This is a genomic window from Bacillus rhizoplanae (genome assembly GCF_917563915.1).
GTDB classification, from domain to species: Bacteria; Bacillota; Bacilli; order Bacillales; family Bacillaceae_G; genus Bacillus_A; species Bacillus_A rhizoplanae.
Window position 1 is genome coordinate 1 of sequence record NZ_CAKJTI010000018.1, and the last position, 16,838, is coordinate 16,838.

The window sequence follows — 16,838 nt, forward strand, 5'->3', positions numbered from 1 at the left end:
TGGGTACTTCTCTATATTATATGGCTCCGCAGGTAGGACTCGAACCTACGACCGATCGGTTAACAGCCGATAGCTCTACCACTGAGCTACTGCGGAATAAGAAAGACATTTTTTATCTTATAAAAAATCATTTTACAAGTCAAGCACTTCTTACAATATCTTGTAGTGAGATGACATGTTTATAATATACTGGATTGATTTTTAACTGTCAAGGTGTTTTTTCACCTGCTTCAAACGCCCTTTACACTTTCCGCAAACGTAGCGATTTGTATTTATTCTTCTCCTTCTTATGTATTGGAAGCCACACGATAAACAAACATATACGTATTGTTTTTTCTCTTTCCGCTCATCAGGAATTCTTTTGCAAAAACGCGGCGCATCTACCTTATTCAACAACTCACGAAAATCTCTGTCTCTATGTTGATACCCTTTCCCCATAAGATGTAAATGATAATGACAAAGCTCATGCTTAATTACTGCAATTAATTCCTTTTCTCCATAAGCTTGATAATAATGATAATTTAATTCTATATTGTGTGTCTCTAACATATATCGCCCACCTGTCGTACGTAAACGTTTATTAAATGTCGCTTTATGCAAAAAAGGCCTCGCAAAATATTCTACTGATATTTTCTCCACCAATCTCTGAATATCTATTCCCTGCATCCGCATCTCTCCTACTAATTAAAATAAATCTACACGTCTTATTTGTCCCCTGCATACATTAAATAGTACATATACCCATCCTCACTTCTGTAAAAGGAGGGATTCATATGCCAGCATGGCTTCGTAAACAAATGCGACGTGCTTATTATGAAAAAAACCGATATCAAATCAAATTACTTAACGAATGCTGGTTTTTTTATAAAAAAAAGCAATATCCTTAGTAAATAAAGGGAGCGGAATATCCCTCCACTCCCTTTTCATGTATCCCATACTTAATAGATAGCAGCTCCTATTAGCAAATTAACTCTCAGTGTAGGCTGAAGAAAGCCACAATGATTCATTTTACTTCATTACTCTATTGGTAGCATAGATAAAGCGACGCGTCCTTTTTTCATATCAACCTCATCGACCCAAACTTTTACAATTTGTCCGACAGAAACGATATCTAATGGATGTTTTACAAACTGCTTACTCATTTTTGAAATATGAACTAATCCATCTTGCTTCACACCAATATCAACAAAAGCACCAAAATCGACAACATTACGAACCGTACCTTCCAATTCCATGCCTCGTTTTAAATCCTCTAGTTTTAAAATACCTTTTTTAAGAAGCGGCTTCGGTAATTCATCACGTAAATCTCGTTCTGGACGAATAAGAGCATCAATAATATCTCGCAATGTCGGTTCACCAATATTTGTTTGTTCTGATAACGAAGGAATTTCTACTTCTTCTAAACGCTTCTGCAAATGAGGTTGTCCAACATCTGTAATAGATAACCCTAAGCTTTTCAATAGCAGTTCTACATTCTTATATTGCTCCGGATGAATACTTGTTCGATCAAGTGGGTTTTCACCTTCTACAACACGTAAAAAGCCGATACATTGTTCATATGTCTTCGCACCTAATCTTGGGATATCTTTCAGCTCAGCACGTTTTGTAAATTTCCCGCTCTCTTCACGTTTTTTCACAATGTTTTTCGCAACTGTTTTCGATAGGCCAGAAACATATTGTAATAATGAAACAGAAGCAGTATTTACGTTCACTCCAACTTGGTTTACAGCCGTTTCAACTACAAATGTTAATGATTCATTCAACTGTTTTTGTGATACATCGTGTTGATATTGTCCTACACCAACAGACTTTGGATCAATCTTTACTAATTCTGCAAGCGGATCTTGCAAACGTCTTCCAATAGAAACCGCACTTCTTTCTTCAACTTGCAAATTAGGAAACTCTTCCCTTGCTAAGTCTGATGCTGAATATACACTCGCACCAGCTTCATTGACAATAATGTAAAATACATCACGTGTAACTGCTTGTAATACATCTACTACAAATTCTTCCGTTTCACGAGAAGCTGTACCATTTCCAATTGCAACTACTTCTACTTCATACTTTTCTAAAATTGAAATACATTTCTTTTTCGCTTCTTCATATTTCCTAACAGGCGGATGCGGATAGATAACGTCGATATGAAGTACTTTTCCTGTATCATCTACAACGGAAAGTTTACATCCCGTGCGATATGCTGGATCTACAGCTAATACTGTCTTCCCTTTCATCGGCGGTTGTAATAATAAATTTCTTAAGTTTTCTGAAAAAATATGAATCGCTTGTTCTTCCGCTCTCTCTGTTAACTCTTTACGAATTTCTCTTTCAATAGATGGTTGAATTAAACGCTTGTAACCATCTTCAATCGCCTCTTGCACATAAGAAGTACTTGGCGCGTATGATTTATGAATTACTTTTTTATGTAAAAACTGAAGAATTTCTTCAACCGGAGGAACGATTGCTACTTTTAAAATTTCTTCTTTTTCACCGCGATTCATGGCTAATACACGATGAGGTACAACTTTTTGTACTGGCTCTTCATAGCTGTAATACATTTCGTATACATTCTTTTCATCTTTCTCTTCATCTTTTACAACTGCCGAAATGGTTCCTTTTCTAAAAGTAGTATTTCGAATCCAACTGCGATAAGATGCTTCGTCAGACACGTATTCTGCGATAATATCTTTTGCACCTTGTAACGCTTCTTCTGGTGAATGAACTTCCTTCTCTTCATTTACGAATACTTTTGCTCTTTCCAACGCATCGTCCTTCGCAAATGTTAATAACCAATCCGCTAAGGGTTCTAACCCTTTCTCTTTTGCAATTGTTGCTTTTGTTCTTCGTTTTTCTTTATATGGACGATATAAATCTTCCACTTCTTGTAGTTTTGTTGCAGATACAATGTTACGACGCAACTCTTCTGTTAGCTTTCCCTTTTCATGAATTAAACGCAACACTTCTTCTTTACGATTTTCAAGCTGAGTGATATACTGCCATCTTTCTAAAATCGAACGAATTTGCACTTCATCTAATGAGTTTGTCCATTCTTTTCGATAACGAGCAATAAATGGAACTGTATTACCTTCCTCCGTTAGCTGAATAACATGACGTACTTGCTTCTCTGAAAAATTCAATTCTTTCGCTAACATTTTCATTAACTCTTGACGGTCATCTACCATTTCCATTTGCAACAAAACCTCCTTAATAATAAAAAAAGCTGCTCTTAAAAGAGAGCAACTTCAATGCTGAACTAAAAATCTATCAGTCCTAAACTAATTTGCAGAGCTTCATCTACACGATTCATCATCAGATCGTCTAACTGAGTGATTTTGTCCGTTAAGCGCTGCTTATCGATTGTTCGAATCTGTTCGAGCAAGATAACAGAATCTCTCTCAAATCCATACTTTTTTGCATCAATCTCCACATGGGTGGGCAATTTCGCTTTCTGAATCTGTGCAGTAATGGCCGCCACAATCACAGTAGGACTAAAACGATTCCCAATGTCATTTTGAATGACCAGAACCGGACGAACGCCTCCTTGCTCAGAACCAACAACTGGGGAAAGGTCTGCAAAATACACGTCGCCGCGTTTTACAATCAAAAGATTACCCCCCGCTAACTAAGCGTTCTACTGTATGAGCTGCTTCATACTCCGCTAGGAAAGCTTCAGATGCAATACCAAGATTAATTTTTCCCATTTCAATGTACCCACGTCGCATTGATTCATGCTGGTAGCGCTTCTTTGTTTTATGTTGGCGCAATAGCAATTGTGTTGCCTGGCAAATAAGTTCATGGCGATTCTTATTCTCTTGTTTTCCAATTCCGTCTAATTCTGTTACCACTTGTTTTGGCAACCGAACAACGATTTCAGTAGTTACACTTGATTCGGACACAAAAATACACCTCCACCGTCAACTACACACACACATATATATGACACCTATTGTAATAATACCATTGTATGAAGCCTGTTGCAAAGACTTCCTGATTTCTTGTTTTATGTTTTCCAATTTGGAAATAAAACATTCACTTCCTTGCACTTTTCTATGTCCTTCTTCCAAATTGAGTTTCTCGACTTGTCAAAAAGGGACATACTCACCTTTTTATAAGGGTACACTTGAACTATAGAATTCTCATCTTATATGTCATTTAAATAATTTACAACCTTTACAATTTTTCCATTTTTTACATATACACGTGGAACACGAAAACTGATTGTTGCAATAATTTCATAGTTAATTGTCTCTGAATACTCGGCAACCTCAGTAGCACTAATACACTTATCATCTTGTCTTCCAATTAGAGTAACTTTCGTTCCAATTGGCACTTCATATGGTAAACGAATCATCATCATATCCATTGTAACCCTGCCTACAGTCGGCACTCTTATACCATTTACAAGCACTCTGAAACCCTGTAACCTGCGTAACCAACCGTCAGCATATCCAACAGGCAATGTGGCAATCCATTCTTCTGTTTTCGTTCGATAAATAACGTTATAACTAATTCCAGCATCTTTTGTCACCTGTTTTATATGTGCAACCGTTGTATGCCAAGATAATGCAGGATCAAGCTTAATCGGTAAAAAAGGACGGATTTGCATAGATGAGGTCAATCCATACATCGCAATCCCTATTCTGACAGCGTTAAAAGTAACACTTTGAAAACGTAAAGTTGCCACACTATTAGCTGTATGAATAAATTTTGGGGTTAATCCAAATTCTTTTAGCCAACTTAGTTGTTCCAAAAACATATTATACTGCTTATCAAAATAAGCTGTCTCCTCTTCATCAGCTGTTGCAAAGTGAGTATAAACCCCTTCTAATTTTAAAAAAGGCGCATTTTGTAAACTTTTTAGAAACCTTTTCAATTCATCTTTTCTACGAATTCCAATTCTCCCCATACCGCTATCAAATTTAAGATGAAAATGGAATGACCTTGAAGAATCCCACACCTTTTCCGCTTTTTCTATCCATTCTTTTTGAAACACAGTTAATGTAATCTCATTCTCTGCTGCCACATTAACGTCTTCCGGACGTGAAGAACCTAATACTAAAATAGGAACTGTAATTCCAGCTCTTCTTAAGACAAGAGCTTCATCCAAGAATGCAACAGCTAATCTTGTGGCTCCTGCTGCTAACGCTGTATTTGCAACTTGCACTGATCCATGACCATATGCATTTGCTTTCACAACAGCAAAAATCTCCACATTTTTCGGAATGATGGATTTAATACGAGTCAAATTATCATAAATCGTATCTAAGTTCACCTCTACCCACGTATCACGATAAAATGGCGATTTTTCCATCTAGAAAAAACACTTCCTTTATACGATATGCAAAGCTTATTCTTTTATATTCACTTTTTTTCTTACCTTTATTCCATCATATTAAGCGCCGCTTTCATCAACAGATTCTACACATCAAAAATACTATTTGTTAAATCGTGATAAAGTGAAACTTCCATCAGTGGGGGTTTTCTTCATCCCCCCACCTATCTTCTTCGCCTTTCTCTGAATCTTGAGGTGGGGTCTTACTGTCCGCAAATAGCGGGATAAAAAACGTGGTGTACTCTGTAGCCACCACGTCTTAGTCGTTTACTTCACTTGTTTTTGAGTCACAGAGCGCGCTACCATTAACAACTCATCTTGTTTCAACCCTTTTGATACAAGCATATATTCGACTCCATTATGTGACCACGCAACAGAATCTTTTGTTAATGCACCAATTGCAAAACCTAAATCAACAGGTTCCCCACTCATATTTTGTAGTGCAATAGTTGGTGCTACCTTTGCTTTTTCTTGTATTAATGTAAAACTCTTCTTATCGCCAGTGTACGTAAGAATATTACGTTTACCACTGTCTGTCTTAAATTCTTTCTCTTCTTTTAAAGTCATACCTTGCGGCGTATCACTTGGGTATAACACAGCAAACGGCTTCTCTTCTTGTGCTGTCGTTTGTATATCGACTTGCGCTCTAGACATATTTTGTTTCGTATCAAACGCACCTTTATCAAATTTTGTATCAAACTTTACCTTGGAAAAATCTACCTGCACAAGAACATTTTGATCATTGTCCATCAATTTCACCGAAACAGGCGCTAAATCTTTTTTATTAAATGTAATTTGTTGCTTTGGCAACACATTTTGATGATGATAGTTCGTTTTCGTTTCAAACACATAATATTTGTCTGTTTTCTTAAATGAACGGTCCTTATCGTTCAAAATATCCCTTACAAGTGATTCATATAAATATGCTTGGCTGCTATTTTGCGGCCAATCACTTTGAAAACGAAAACTTTTATTTAAAGACGGGGTAAGAACGAATACACCTTCATCATTTCGTAAAATAATCTGGCTTTGATCTTTCTTTGCATTTTTCAAATTCACTCGGTAATACGAGGGTTTCTTATACCAAACCTCAACGTCATATACTTGCGGTTCATTTCCTGTTTTAATCAATAATTTTGCTTCTGCTTGATAGCTTTTCATCTCTTTTACTCTTTCATTCAAATCTTGCACAACATCTTCCTTCTTCTTCTCCATGCAGCCCGCTAACAGAAAAACGGTCAACAAACCGACAATAAACAAAAATAGCCGCCTTTTCATACGTTCAGCCCCTTTGTCTCAATAAGTAAGTGGAAGAAAACCTCTTCCTTAACGCTACTCAAATATATGAGACAAAGAGATGAAATATGCAGACTAGCTTGACGGGCTTTCTAAAATGACTTGCGCCACCGCAAACTCTCGGCTATGACTAATCGAAAGATGAATAGTATAATTTGTATTTGCAAGTAAAACAGGTTTTCCTCTTTCATCATTTGTGATTTCAATATGTAAAAAGCTAACCTCTTTTCCAATTCCAGTACCAAGCGCTTTCGAATATGCTTCTTTTGCCGCAAAGCGTCCTGCAACAAATTCACTACGCCTCTTTCCTTTTAACGAATGTGCTACTTGGCGCTCTTTTTCTGTTAAAATACGCTCTATAAATTTGGGTTGCCCCTCTATCATCTTTTCAATTCTTTCAATTTCAATAATATCGATTCCAATTCCTACAATCATATCCTTACGTTCCTTCCTTCTATTTTCTTTCTCATTTTCATATTGTAAGAATAACAGACAATCCGTTAACAGCAAAAGGAGTGGGGATATGAATACTCCATTAAAATACTCATTTACTTCTTTCCCTCCGATTACTACTACATTACTTTTCATACAATTTGTTTTACTATTATTAGGGAATAATGTACTATCTATCGGAATCGCCTGTAATGAGTGTATCGCTGAAGGGGAATGGTGGCGAACTATTTCTTCATTATTTATCCACACAACATTTTCTCATTTTCTATCCAATAGCATTTGCTGCTTAGCACTCGGCTTCTCATTAGAAAAACAACTGCGTAGCATTCGATTTTCACTTGCGTTTCTTATTTCCGGATTCACCGGAAATATCGTCTCTTACTTTATTCTCCCACTCCAGTATACTCATACAGGAGCTTCAGGCGCTATTTTTGGCTTATTAGGCCTGCAGCTGTATATATTCTATATGCAATACCGTCCTACTAGAAAAAAAGAAACCCTTCTCTTTATTATTATTTTATCCATTCTTCTAGCGTTTACATTTCTCGACAAAGCAACAAACCCAATTAGCCATCTCGTTGGATTGCTCACAGGTGCCTGCTTAGGACCATTACTCATAAAAAAATAGATGGTGCATCGCTTACTTTACTAAAAAGCTTGCACCATCTACTATCTCTATCCCACCCTTATCTTTCATATCTCTCATCAACTGAAAGAGCGCCTCGTCTTTTTGTTTCGCTTCTATCATACAATGTATTTCTGGAACACTCTCTTTTATATATTGCAAAAAAGAAAAAAATTGATCAGAATCAATAAAATCGGCATGGGCCCTTAGATTATTTCCTTGTCGTGGACTAGAAATATGCATTTTAATCGGCAAAGGAGATTGCTCCCACGTTTGTACAACACGTTCCCAATGAGTTTCCCACCCTTCAAAGCCGTGATTTGCCATATGATGATGCAAATCAAAAACTACTGGGATTCCAAGTTTTTCTCCTAAGTACAATGTCTCTTTTAAAGAAAATGTTGTATCATCATTTTCTAACATAATCATCTTTTGAATCCCCACTGGAACAAGTGACCAGTTTTCAATGAATTGTTCTAGTGCTTTCTCTTTATCCTCATACGCACCGCCAACATGTAAAACACAGCGATGCGTTCTATCAATCCCCATTCCCTTTAGCAACTTCCCATGCATCTGCAACGTTTTCACGGACTGCTTTAAAATTGGAGGATGTAATGAATTTAAAACGACAAAATGGTCGGGATGAAAATCAATTCGCATTCCTTGACGCTTTGCATATTCTCCAAGTTGTTTTAAGTTTTCTCTTAACGGCTTTATATAATCCCACTCTAACAACGCCTCATGGTTTGCCAAAGGAATGATTTTCGAACTTAAGCGAAAAAATGAAACATCATGTCCATAATTATGTTTTAACAACCGTAGACAATTCTCTAAATTAGAATTAGAAATCCTCTCCAATTTTTTGATTGCCGCTTCTCGATCTTGTATTCGCTGAAACTGCGCATACGTCATTGTTTGAGAAGGAGAAGCATTTTTCAAATGGACACTCATTGCAACATACCCAAGCTTTACAAGCATTCCATTTCCTCTTTTCCGATACAAGTTTCTATGTAGTATACCCAACTAAAGAAACAAAAAAAGACAGCCTTTATGAAAAAGACTGTCTCTCTTCTATGAATTTAATTAAGCTTGTGGCTTACGGCTTGAGTGCTTTCTTTCGCCGCTACGTCCTCTAGGAGCTCCAGAACGACCTTCACGACCTTCACGTCCTTCACGTCCTTGACCTTCTCCTTTACGACCTCCACGATTGCGGTTGCCATCGCGATTACGGCCGCCTTCACGATTACGGTTACCATCGCGGTAACCACCTCTTCCATTTCCGTTACCATTTCTCTTTCTAGAACGATCTTTTGAAACTACAGGTGGTTCTGATGTTAAAGAAACTGGCGTTGCATCCGGCTCTTTTGTCATCATTTTTAAAGCAGCTGCTACAACCGCTACAGAATCATGCTCCTCTAACAGTTCTTCTGCAATACGTTTGTAGTATGATAAGTTTTCACTTTCAATCGTGCTTTGAAGTTTTTCAGCAATCAAACGTTGTTGTCCTTCTAAAGCTTCATCTAAAGTTGGTGGAGTCAGACGATCCATTTTACGCTTTGTTGTACGCTCAATATTCTTTAATTGACCTGCTTCACGTGGTGTTACAAACAGCATAGCAAGACCTGTTTTACCCGCACGGCCAGTACGACCAATACGGTGTACGTATGATTCTGGGTCTTGTGGAATATCAAAGTTATATACGTGTGTTACACCTGAAATATCAAGACCACGCGCCGCTACGTCTGTCGCAACAAGAACTTCGATTGAACCTTCTTTAAATTTACGTAATACAGAAAGACGCTTCGCTTGTGTTAAATCACCATGAATTCCTTCTGCTGCATAACCACGTAAATTTAACGCTTCTGATAATTCATCAACACGACGCTTTGTGCGACCGAATACGATTGCAAGCTCTGGAGATTGAATATCTAATAAGCGTGTTAACACGTCAAATTTCTTTTTCTCTTGCACTTCTACATAGAACTGCTGAATGTTTGGCATTGTTACTTCTTTAGCTTTAACCTTAATATGTTTAGGCTCGCTCATGAAGCGTTCAGCAATGCGACGGATTGGGTCTGGCATTGTTGCTGAGAATAATAATGTTTGGTGTGTTTCAGGCACATCCGTTAAAATTGCTTCAATATCTTCAATGAAGCCCATGTTTAACATTTCATCTGCTTCGTCAAGAACAACTGTCTCTACGTTTTGCAGACGAAGTGTTTTACGTTTAATATGATCTAAAATACGTCCTGGCGTACCCACGATAATGTGTGGACCTTTTTTCAACGCACGAATTTGACGGTTAATATCTTGGCCGCCATAGATTGGTAAAATGCGAACGCGCTTATGCTGACCAATTTTGTATAGCTCTTCACCTACTTGAATCGCTAACTCACGAGTTGGTGCGATAACAATACCTTGAACTGTATCTTGATTTGTATTTACTTTTTCTAATAGCGGTAATCCAAATGCAGCTGTTTTTCCTGTACCCGTTTGAGCTTGACCAATAATGTCGTCACCTTGTAAGGCTACTGGAATTGTTTCTGCCTGAATTGGTGTTGCCTCTTCAAATCCCATGCTTTCAACAGACTTTAACAAAGAACTGCTTAATCCTAATTCTCGAAATGTTGTCAATGTTACTTCTCCTTTTCTATCTAAAATAGCCCAGATTATTCCTTCTTCTAATATTCACAGGATATACAAGTAAGGTTGGGCTAAGTCTTCTTCAGACAAAATGTGTCATCAGCACAAGATTGCCTGACAATTATAATAAAACTAGCTTTTGAAAACTGAATGTAGAAAGTCGCAACAAAAATATGCGCCACACAAGACATTCAAACGTAAAGCTAGACAAAAGTAGTCCCAAAAAAATTTATCGACGGGATAGAGGGGAATCCCAACTCCACTAACGCCAAGCGCCGAGCAAAAATGCCTGGCACGCTAGAAACCCTCACTTCAAACAATTGTAGCTTTCAAGTGGCGGGAGCATTTTTCCTAACTATCCATTCAAAAAAGACATTTTCCGTGTTTGCGGAAAATGCCCTTTCCCTTATGTTCACGTATATAAACGGGCCTACATTTATCACAAAAATACTCTACAACGTTATTACACCCTATCAATTATAAGTTTTGTATGTGTAAAAAGCAAACCCAACTCTTCTCTTATTTTACATATGGAATTTTTCTATCCTTGTTCCAACTTTCCATTTCCATGTTGTAAGCGCTTCTTTATTTTATCCCGTATTAATGGGTAGTAAACAACCTACTAATGGAAGCTTCACTTTATCATCGAAATAACTTCTTCTAATTTCATTCCACGAGATGCTTTTACTAATACAACGTCTTTCACATCAACGACTTCTTTTAAATCTTTAACAAGTTCTTCTTTATTGTCATAAGCTTTTACGCGTTCACTAGAAAAATTAATTCTTGCACCTTCTGCCATTTGTGCCCCGAGCGTACCGTACGTAAATACATATGCAATACGAGCTGGGTCAATTAATTTTCCAACTTCATAATGAAATTGTACTTCTTGGTCACCGAGCTCTAACATATCGCCAAGCACGAGAATTTTTTTAGAAAACCCATTTAATTCATTCATTAAATGAAATGCTGCTTCCATCGCTGTCGGACTTGCGTTATATGCATCATTAATAATTGTTAACCCTGCATCTGTTTTCAAAACTTCCATACGCATGCCTGTCATTTTCAAATTCACTAAACCTTGTTTCATTTCTTCCCATGTTACGCCGAAAAATTCAGCAACCGCCATTGATGCTAACGCATTATATACATTATGCTTTCCAAGAACGGGTAAATAAAATACTACATTCTGCGCTTGATTCATCGTAAATTGTGTACCTGTTGCCTCTAATTTTACAGATACCGGATAATAATCGTTCGCTCTTGCATCACCAAACGTAATTGTCTTTGCAGATAAGTTCATCCCTGGTACGCGTGTAGTTAACAATGGTTCATCTCCGTTATAAACAAATACGCCATTATCTTGTAAACCTGCGACAATTTCTAGCTTCGCTTCTGCAATTCCATCACGAGAGCCCAAATCCATTAAATGTGCTTCCCCAATATTTGTAATAATTGCTGCATCAGGGCGAGCAAGCTTGGACAAAAATTCAATTTCCCCGCGGCTTGACATACCCATCTCTAATACAGCCATTTCTGTATCTTCTTCTAAATTTAAAATCGTCAAAGGCAGTCCAATATGGTTATTGAAATTCCCTTCTGTTTTTTGCACTTTAAATTTCGCTCCAAGTAAGCTTGTCACAATATCTTTCGTTGACGTTTTTCCGTTACTTCCTGTTACACCAACTACTTTCACGTTTAGCTGGTCGCGATAGCTCTTCGCTAATGTTTGCAGCGCTTGTAATGTATCTTCTACAAAAATAACTGGTAAATTTGTTGGCGGGTTCGCTACACCTTTCTTCCAAAGTGTTGCAACTGCACCGCTTTCTATTGCTTTCTCCACAAAAGCATGACCATCAAAACGTTCTCCTTGAATTGGAATATATAAGTTTCCTTGTTCAATTTTTCTTGTATCAATGGAAACACCTTTTATAGCTACATCATCCCACTGCCCTGCTAAGCCAGTTCCACATACCATTTGCTCAATTTGCTTCACTGTTCTTTGTATCATACAAAAACACTCCTTACACGGAAGAAACACTATTCATTTGAATAGTGCTTCTCCTTTCTTGTTAGATTGTATATTTAATTTTTTGTTTTTCTTCGTGACGCTCAATCGCTAAACGTACTAGCTCTTGAATAAGCTCTGGATACGGCACTCCCGTATTTTCCCATAAAAGAGGGAACATACTAAACGGCGTGAATCCTGGCATTGTATTTACTTCATTAATAAATACGTCGCCATCTTTCGTTAAGAAGAAATCTGCTCGTGTTAATCCCGCACCATCTAAAGATTGAAATGCACGAATTGCATACTCCTTAATCTTCTCATATTCCGCTTCTGTAATTTCAACAGGAATAATCATTGCTGTATCGCCATCAATGTATTTTGATTTATAGTCATAGAATTCTTTTTTCGCCACAATTTCGCCTACAACAGAACATTTCGGTTCATCGTTTCCTAATACACCAATTTCCACTTCACGACCAATAATATTCTCTTCTACGATAATTTTACGATCGAATTGGAACGCTTCTTCAAATGCATTCTCTAGCTCATCACGATTTTTACATTTATTAATTCCAACGCTTGAGCCAAGGTTTGCTGGTTTCACAAAACATGGATAGCCTAATGTTTCTTCAACTTTTTCATACGCTGCTGTGCGATCTTTCTCCCATACACTGCGAATAAACGAAACATATTTAGCTTGTGGCAATCCCGCTTCTGCGAAAATATTTTTCATAATGACTTTATCCATACCTGCAGCCGATGCTAACACACCGTTCCCTACATATGGAATATTCATAAGTTCTAACAAGCCTTGTACTGTTCCATCTTCACCATTCGGTCCATGTAATAATGGGAAGATTACATCAATTGCATTCTCTTTATCAGAAGCTGCCATTGGGATAATCTCTGAACTTAATGATACAGGAGAAATTGCATTTTCTTCTCCATTTAATTGCAACGCTTGAACGCTTTTCACTTCACCTTCAATACGCTCACCGCGCACCCATTGTCCTTGTTCAGTAATATAAATTGGATGAACCTCAAATTTTTCTTGATCTAACGCTTTACTAACAGCAAGAGCCGTTTGTAAAGAAACTTGATGCTCCGCCGATTTTCCACCATATAATAAACCTAATTTAATTTTCATAATGAAATCACCCTAATCGTTTGTTTTCATTTTTCTATTGTAGCACTTTTTACGAAAATAGGTAGTTCCTATTTGAAATAAAGTAAAACTTCCAACAGTGTGGGATTTTCTCCCCCTACTGTTGGTTAGTTGGACCAATCGGGCGCATACCAGCAGTTATCCCCTACCTATCTTCTTCGCTTCTCTCTGAATCTTGAGGTGGGGAGTCTTACTGCCCACGAATAGCGAGCTAAACTAACATAATACTTTTTCTAGTTATATACCTAATAATATGAAAAAAAGAACCTATTTGTGTATGCAGAAAACCTTATGACGTTTGTTTGACCATGTCACCTTTTTTTCTTTGCTCTACAAGTCGGTCTAATGATACGTAAACAAAGCCCGCTATCATACATCCAATCCCTAAAATCGTAAATAAAATGTGACCCAACAAACGATCAAGTAAAATACCACCCAGTAAAGGTCCAAACGCATTACCTGTAATCCATTGTAAGCTAGCTGCTCCCATATACGTACCTCGTAAATGTTCTGGTGCTAAATTTGCTACAAATGTCATTTGCACAGGAGACATAACCATCTCTCCTAATGTATAAATTGCATATACGATTAATAATGTAACAAGCACTACAGTAGCATTTGTCCCAGCTTCTCCAAACCACCTCGGAAGCCAACCGATTGCAAGAAGGCCAATTCCAAATAACCAAGCACCATACAACATCGTTTTCCCAACCGGTTTATCTGTCGCCCATTTCGAAATTTGAAATTGAAACAAAACCACCAAAAGCCCATTTACTGCCATTAAATAAGGAAATGGATTATTCATTCCAAATATCCCCTTCATTTCATTATCAAAATGAAGCGGAAGCATACCTTCTGTTTGCGAAAATCCCATCGAAATAACAATTCCGGCTAATAAATAGATTAGTAAAATTTTATCTTGAAACACAACTTTCCATACAGATTGTCCCGTTCCCTCTCCCTCACTCACTTGTTTTACTACACCCCTTGGCATTGTTTCTTTAATAAGTAGTAAAACTAGCAGCGCATAGAATAGCATAGAGGACGATGCGATAATAAAAATAACAGTTTTAGAAAGAAGTGCAACCGAAGCACCTAGAATCGGCCCAATTGCCGCTCCAATATTATGTCCCATCCGCAGCAAACCATATGCTTCTGTTCGCTTTTCAGGTTCTGTTACATCCGCTACCATCGCGGAAGCTGCCGGGTGAAACAGCGAATTACTAAGACCTAAACAAATAGATAAAATAGCATACGATATAAAACCATCTATAAATAAGAAACCAAGCATTAAGATCGCATTGCTAACCATTGAAAATATCATAATTGGCTTTCTGCCATAAATATCTGCAATCCGTCCACCTATAAGAGAACCAAAACTTGCTGCAATAGGGGACAACGCCATAATAATTCCTACCTGTAGTAGTGAATCCACTTTATCTTTTAAATATAATGCAAAAAATGGCATTAACATCATCATTGCAATTCCATTTAATGTTTCTCCAATAAATCGGATCCAAACATTACGATCCATCCCCTTTAACTCTTGCCATGTCTTCTTCATATTCCCACCCCTTTTATCGACCACCTTTCATCTTATATCAATTTTAGAAAAATGTAAATTTTCAAAATAAATAAGCCGTTCTTTTTATAAGAACGGCTTTCTCTTTATAAATTCACAGTTTTTTTATCATCTTTTTCTTTATTTAATGCACTATGCTTTCTGCTATATACGAAATAGACTATAACTCCAATCGCCAACCAAATACCAAAGCTCTTCCATGTAATCGCTGGTAATTGAAGCATTAAGTATAGACAAAAAATCACTGCTAACGCTGGTAAAAACGGTACAAGTGGCGCTTTAAATGCACGCGGTAAATCCGGATGTGTTTTTCGCATTACAATAACTGCTATTGCAACAAGTACGAATGCAGATAGAGTTCCGATATTCACAAGATGAGCCAATACACTTAAATCAACAAGCCCTGAAATAAGAGCTGCTACAATACCCGTTATCCACGTATTTAAAAATGGCGTTTTAAACTTCGGATGTACTTTCGAAAAACGTTTCGGTAATAGACCATCACGGCTCATTGCATACGATACACGTACTTGACCATACATCATAACTAACATAACGGTTGTAATCCCTGTAATAGCACCTACCGAAATAACACCCGCCAAACCATCTTGTCCAATAAATTGAAGCGCAAATGCTACTGGATCTGATCTATCCAATTGACCAAACGGTACAATACCTGTCAAAACAAGTGAAACCGCAATATATAGGACTGTACAAATTAATAGTGATGCAATAATACCAATCGGTAAATCACGCTGCGGACGTTTTACTTCCTCCGCTGCCGTTGAAACAGCATCAAAACCAATAAAAGCAAAGAATACTGTCGCTGCACCTACCATTACACCATTAAAACCAAACGGCATAAACGGTGTCCAGTTTTCTGGTTTTACGTATTTAAATCCAGCGAAGATGAATAATAGTACAACGGCTAATTTAATGAATACCATAATGTTATTTACGCGGGCACTTTCACGAACACCTCGTGATAAAAGAATAGTCATAATTAAAATAATAAGAACAGCTGGTAAATCAATTATTCCACCTTTTCCTGCCCCTGGAGCAGAAGCTAAAATCGTTGGAATATGAATTCCAAATCCATTTAATAAAGACTGAAAATAAGCTGACCATCCATTAGCAACAGCTGATGTCGCTAATAAGTATTCAAGCATTAAATCCCATCCAATTAAGAAGGCAAATACCTCTCCCATCGTTGCATATGTATACGTATACACACTACCAGATACCGGTACACTGGAAGCAAATTCAGCATAACAAAAGGCAGCAAAGGCACAAGCTAGTGCAGCTAATGCAAATGATAAAATAACGGCAGGCCCAGAATGTTTCGCAGCAACTACCCCTGTCAGCACGAAGATCCCTGTTCCGACAATTGCTCCTACTCCTAACAAGGTTAAGTCTAATGCCCCTAATGTTCGATCTAATTTTTTCTCACTTCCTTCTTTTAACAGTTGTGTCAGCGGCTTTTTTTGAAAGATTTGCTTCATACTCTGCACCTCAACATTTATAATTTTCTGAAAATTTTAATATTTATTTTTATTGTACTTATTACATCTTTTTTCGTCAATAACTTCTGTCGAATTTAACGGAAAAATCATATACCTTTTCATCAATAAAGTGAAACTTCCATCAGCGGGAGTTTTCTTCATCCTCCCCTACCTTCTTTAAGCCTTCAAAAGATTACGGTAAGTTACCATACTATTGTATGCAAAGAGGTTA

At 37.4% G+C, this 16,838-nt stretch carries 15 protein-coding genes and 1 tRNA gene; 2 read left to right on the plus strand and 14 right to left on the minus strand.

Annotated features, from left to right (window positions below):
• Positions 1-21: 21 nt before the first annotated feature.
• Positions 22-96, minus strand: a tRNA-Asn gene (locus LRP84_RS15245).
• A gap of 105 nt (positions 97-201) precedes the next feature.
• On the minus strand, positions 202-666 hold the full coding sequence (locus LRP84_RS15250) for a SprT family protein (RefSeq protein WP_230575867.1): 465 nt from the start codon (positions 664-666) through the stop codon (positions 202-204).
• Between the two features lie 107 nt (positions 667-773).
• Between LRP84_RS15250 and cmpA the strand changes: the two genes are divergently transcribed.
• Entirely contained in the window at positions 774-887 is a 114-nt protein-coding gene (cmpA, locus tag LRP84_RS15255; protein WP_098309274.1) for a cortex morphogenetic protein CmpA, read from the plus strand.
• Between the two features lie 129 nt (positions 888-1,016).
• Here cmpA and LRP84_RS15260 read toward each other — a convergent pair whose 3' ends face one another.
• The 6 genes from LRP84_RS15260 to acpS all read right to left on the minus strand — a co-directional run bounded on the left by LRP84_RS15260 (position 1,017) and on the right by acpS (position 7,060).
• The gene (locus LRP84_RS15260; RefSeq protein ID WP_230575868.1) at positions 1,017-3,185 is read right to left on the minus strand and encodes a Tex family protein; all 2,169 of its coding nucleotides are present in this window, start codon (positions 3,183-3,185) and stop codon (positions 1,017-1,019) included.
• A 65-nt stretch (positions 3,186-3,250) separates the two neighbouring features.
• The gene (gene ndoA, locus LRP84_RS15265) at positions 3,251-3,601 is read right to left on the minus strand and encodes a type II toxin-antitoxin system endoribonuclease NdoA (RefSeq protein WP_020063273.1); all 351 of its coding nucleotides are present in this window, start codon (positions 3,599-3,601) and stop codon (positions 3,251-3,253) included.
• 4 nt (positions 3,602-3,605) lie between these two features.
• Positions 3,606-3,893, minus strand: coding sequence for an antitoxin EndoAI (locus LRP84_RS15270; protein WP_000004571.1), 288 nt, complete (start codon positions 3,891-3,893; stop codon positions 3,606-3,608).
• 245 nt (positions 3,894-4,138) lie between these two features.
• Complete coding sequence (gene alr, locus LRP84_RS15275) at positions 4,139-5,308, minus strand: alanine racemase (RefSeq protein ID WP_230575869.1); 1,170 nt, start codon at positions 5,306-5,308, stop codon at positions 4,139-4,141.
• Positions 5,309-5,596: 288 nt separating this feature from the next.
• Positions 5,597-6,607 carry a LolA family protein gene (locus tag LRP84_RS15280; RefSeq protein ID WP_496559684.1) on the minus strand — a complete coding sequence of 337 codons (1,011 nt, stop codon included), beginning with the start codon at positions 6,605-6,607 and terminating at the stop codon, positions 5,597-5,599.
• 93 nt (positions 6,608-6,700) lie between these two features.
• Positions 6,701-7,060: a holo-ACP synthase gene (acpS, locus tag LRP84_RS15285; protein ID WP_230575870.1), complete on the minus strand. Its 360-nt coding sequence runs from the start codon at positions 7,058-7,060 to the stop codon at positions 6,701-6,703.
• Between the two features lie 88 nt (positions 7,061-7,148).
• Here acpS and LRP84_RS15290 point away from each other — a divergent pair, with 88 nt between their 5' ends.
• Positions 7,149-7,706 carry a rhomboid family protein gene (locus LRP84_RS15290; protein ID WP_230575871.1) on the plus strand — a complete coding sequence of 186 codons (558 nt, stop codon included), beginning with the start codon at positions 7,149-7,151 and terminating at the stop codon, positions 7,704-7,706.
• Between the two features lie 12 nt (positions 7,707-7,718).
• On the opposite strand, the gene uvsE is transcribed toward LRP84_RS15290, so the two are convergent.
• The 6 genes from uvsE to bcaP all read right to left on the minus strand — a co-directional run bounded on the left by uvsE (position 7,719) and on the right by bcaP (position 16,606).
• Positions 7,719-8,681, minus strand: coding sequence for a UV DNA damage repair endonuclease UvsE (uvsE, locus tag LRP84_RS15295; RefSeq protein WP_230575872.1), 963 nt, complete (start codon positions 8,679-8,681; stop codon positions 7,719-7,721).
• A gap of 105 nt (positions 8,682-8,786) precedes the next feature.
• Positions 8,787-10,337, minus strand: coding sequence for a degradosome RNA helicase CshA (gene cshA, locus LRP84_RS15300; RefSeq protein WP_230575873.1), 1,551 nt, complete (start codon positions 10,335-10,337; stop codon positions 8,787-8,789).
• A gap of 643 nt (positions 10,338-10,980) precedes the next feature.
• Complete coding sequence (locus LRP84_RS15305) at positions 10,981-12,357, minus strand: UDP-N-acetylmuramoyl-tripeptide--D-alanyl-D-alanine ligase (RefSeq protein WP_230575874.1); 1,377 nt, start codon at positions 12,355-12,357, stop codon at positions 10,981-10,983.
• A 61-nt stretch (positions 12,358-12,418) separates the two neighbouring features.
• Entirely contained in the window at positions 12,419-13,507 is a 1,089-nt protein-coding gene (locus LRP84_RS15310) for a D-alanine--D-alanine ligase (RefSeq protein ID WP_230575921.1), read from the minus strand.
• A gap of 304 nt (positions 13,508-13,811) precedes the next feature.
• A complete protein-coding gene (locus LRP84_RS15315; protein WP_230575875.1) occupies positions 13,812-15,086 on the minus strand; it encodes an MDR family MFS transporter in 1,275 nt (424 codons plus the stop codon).
• Positions 15,087-15,190: 104 nt separating this feature from the next.
• The gene (bcaP, locus tag LRP84_RS15320; RefSeq protein ID WP_230575876.1) at positions 15,191-16,606 is read right to left on the minus strand and encodes a branched-chain amino acid transporter BcaP; all 1,416 of its coding nucleotides are present in this window, start codon (positions 16,604-16,606) and stop codon (positions 15,191-15,193) included.
• Between the last annotated feature and the right edge of the window lie 232 nt (positions 16,607-16,838).

Coding starts and splice junctions, on each gene's coding strand:
- LRP84_RS15250 (WP_230575867.1), bottom strand. CDS start 666: ATGCAGGGAATAGATATTCAGAGATTGGTGGAGAAAATATCAGTAGAA.
- cmpA (WP_098309274.1), top strand. CDS start 774: ATGCCAGCATGGCTTCGTAAACAAATGCGACGTGCTTATTATGAAAAA.
- LRP84_RS15260 (WP_230575868.1), bottom strand. CDS start 3,185: ATGGAAATGGTAGATGACCGTCAAGAGTTAATGAAAATGTTAGCGAAA.
- alr (WP_230575869.1), bottom strand. CDS start 5,308: ATGGAAAAATCGCCATTTTATCGTGATACGTGGGTAGAGGTGAACTTA.
- LRP84_RS15280 (WP_496559684.1), bottom strand. CDS start 6,607: ATGAAAAGGCGGCTATTTTTGTTTATTGTCGGTTTGTTGACCGTTTTT.
- acpS (WP_230575870.1), bottom strand. CDS start 7,060: ATGATTGTAGGAATTGGAATCGATATTATTGAAATTGAAAGAATTGAA.
- LRP84_RS15290 (WP_230575871.1), top strand. CDS start 7,149: ATGAATACTCCATTAAAATACTCATTTACTTCTTTCCCTCCGATTACT.
- uvsE (WP_230575872.1), bottom strand. CDS start 8,681: ATGCTTGTAAAGCTTGGGTATGTTGCAATGAGTGTCCATTTGAAAAAT.
- LRP84_RS15305 (WP_230575874.1), bottom strand. CDS start 12,357: ATGATACAAAGAACAGTGAAGCAAATTGAGCAAATGGTATGTGGAACT.
- LRP84_RS15315 (WP_230575875.1), bottom strand. CDS start 15,086: ATGAAGAAGACATGGCAAGAGTTAAAGGGGATGGATCGTAATGTTTGG.
- bcaP (WP_230575876.1), bottom strand. CDS start 16,606: ATGAAGCAAATCTTTCAAAAAAAGCCGCTGACACAACTGTTAAAAGAA.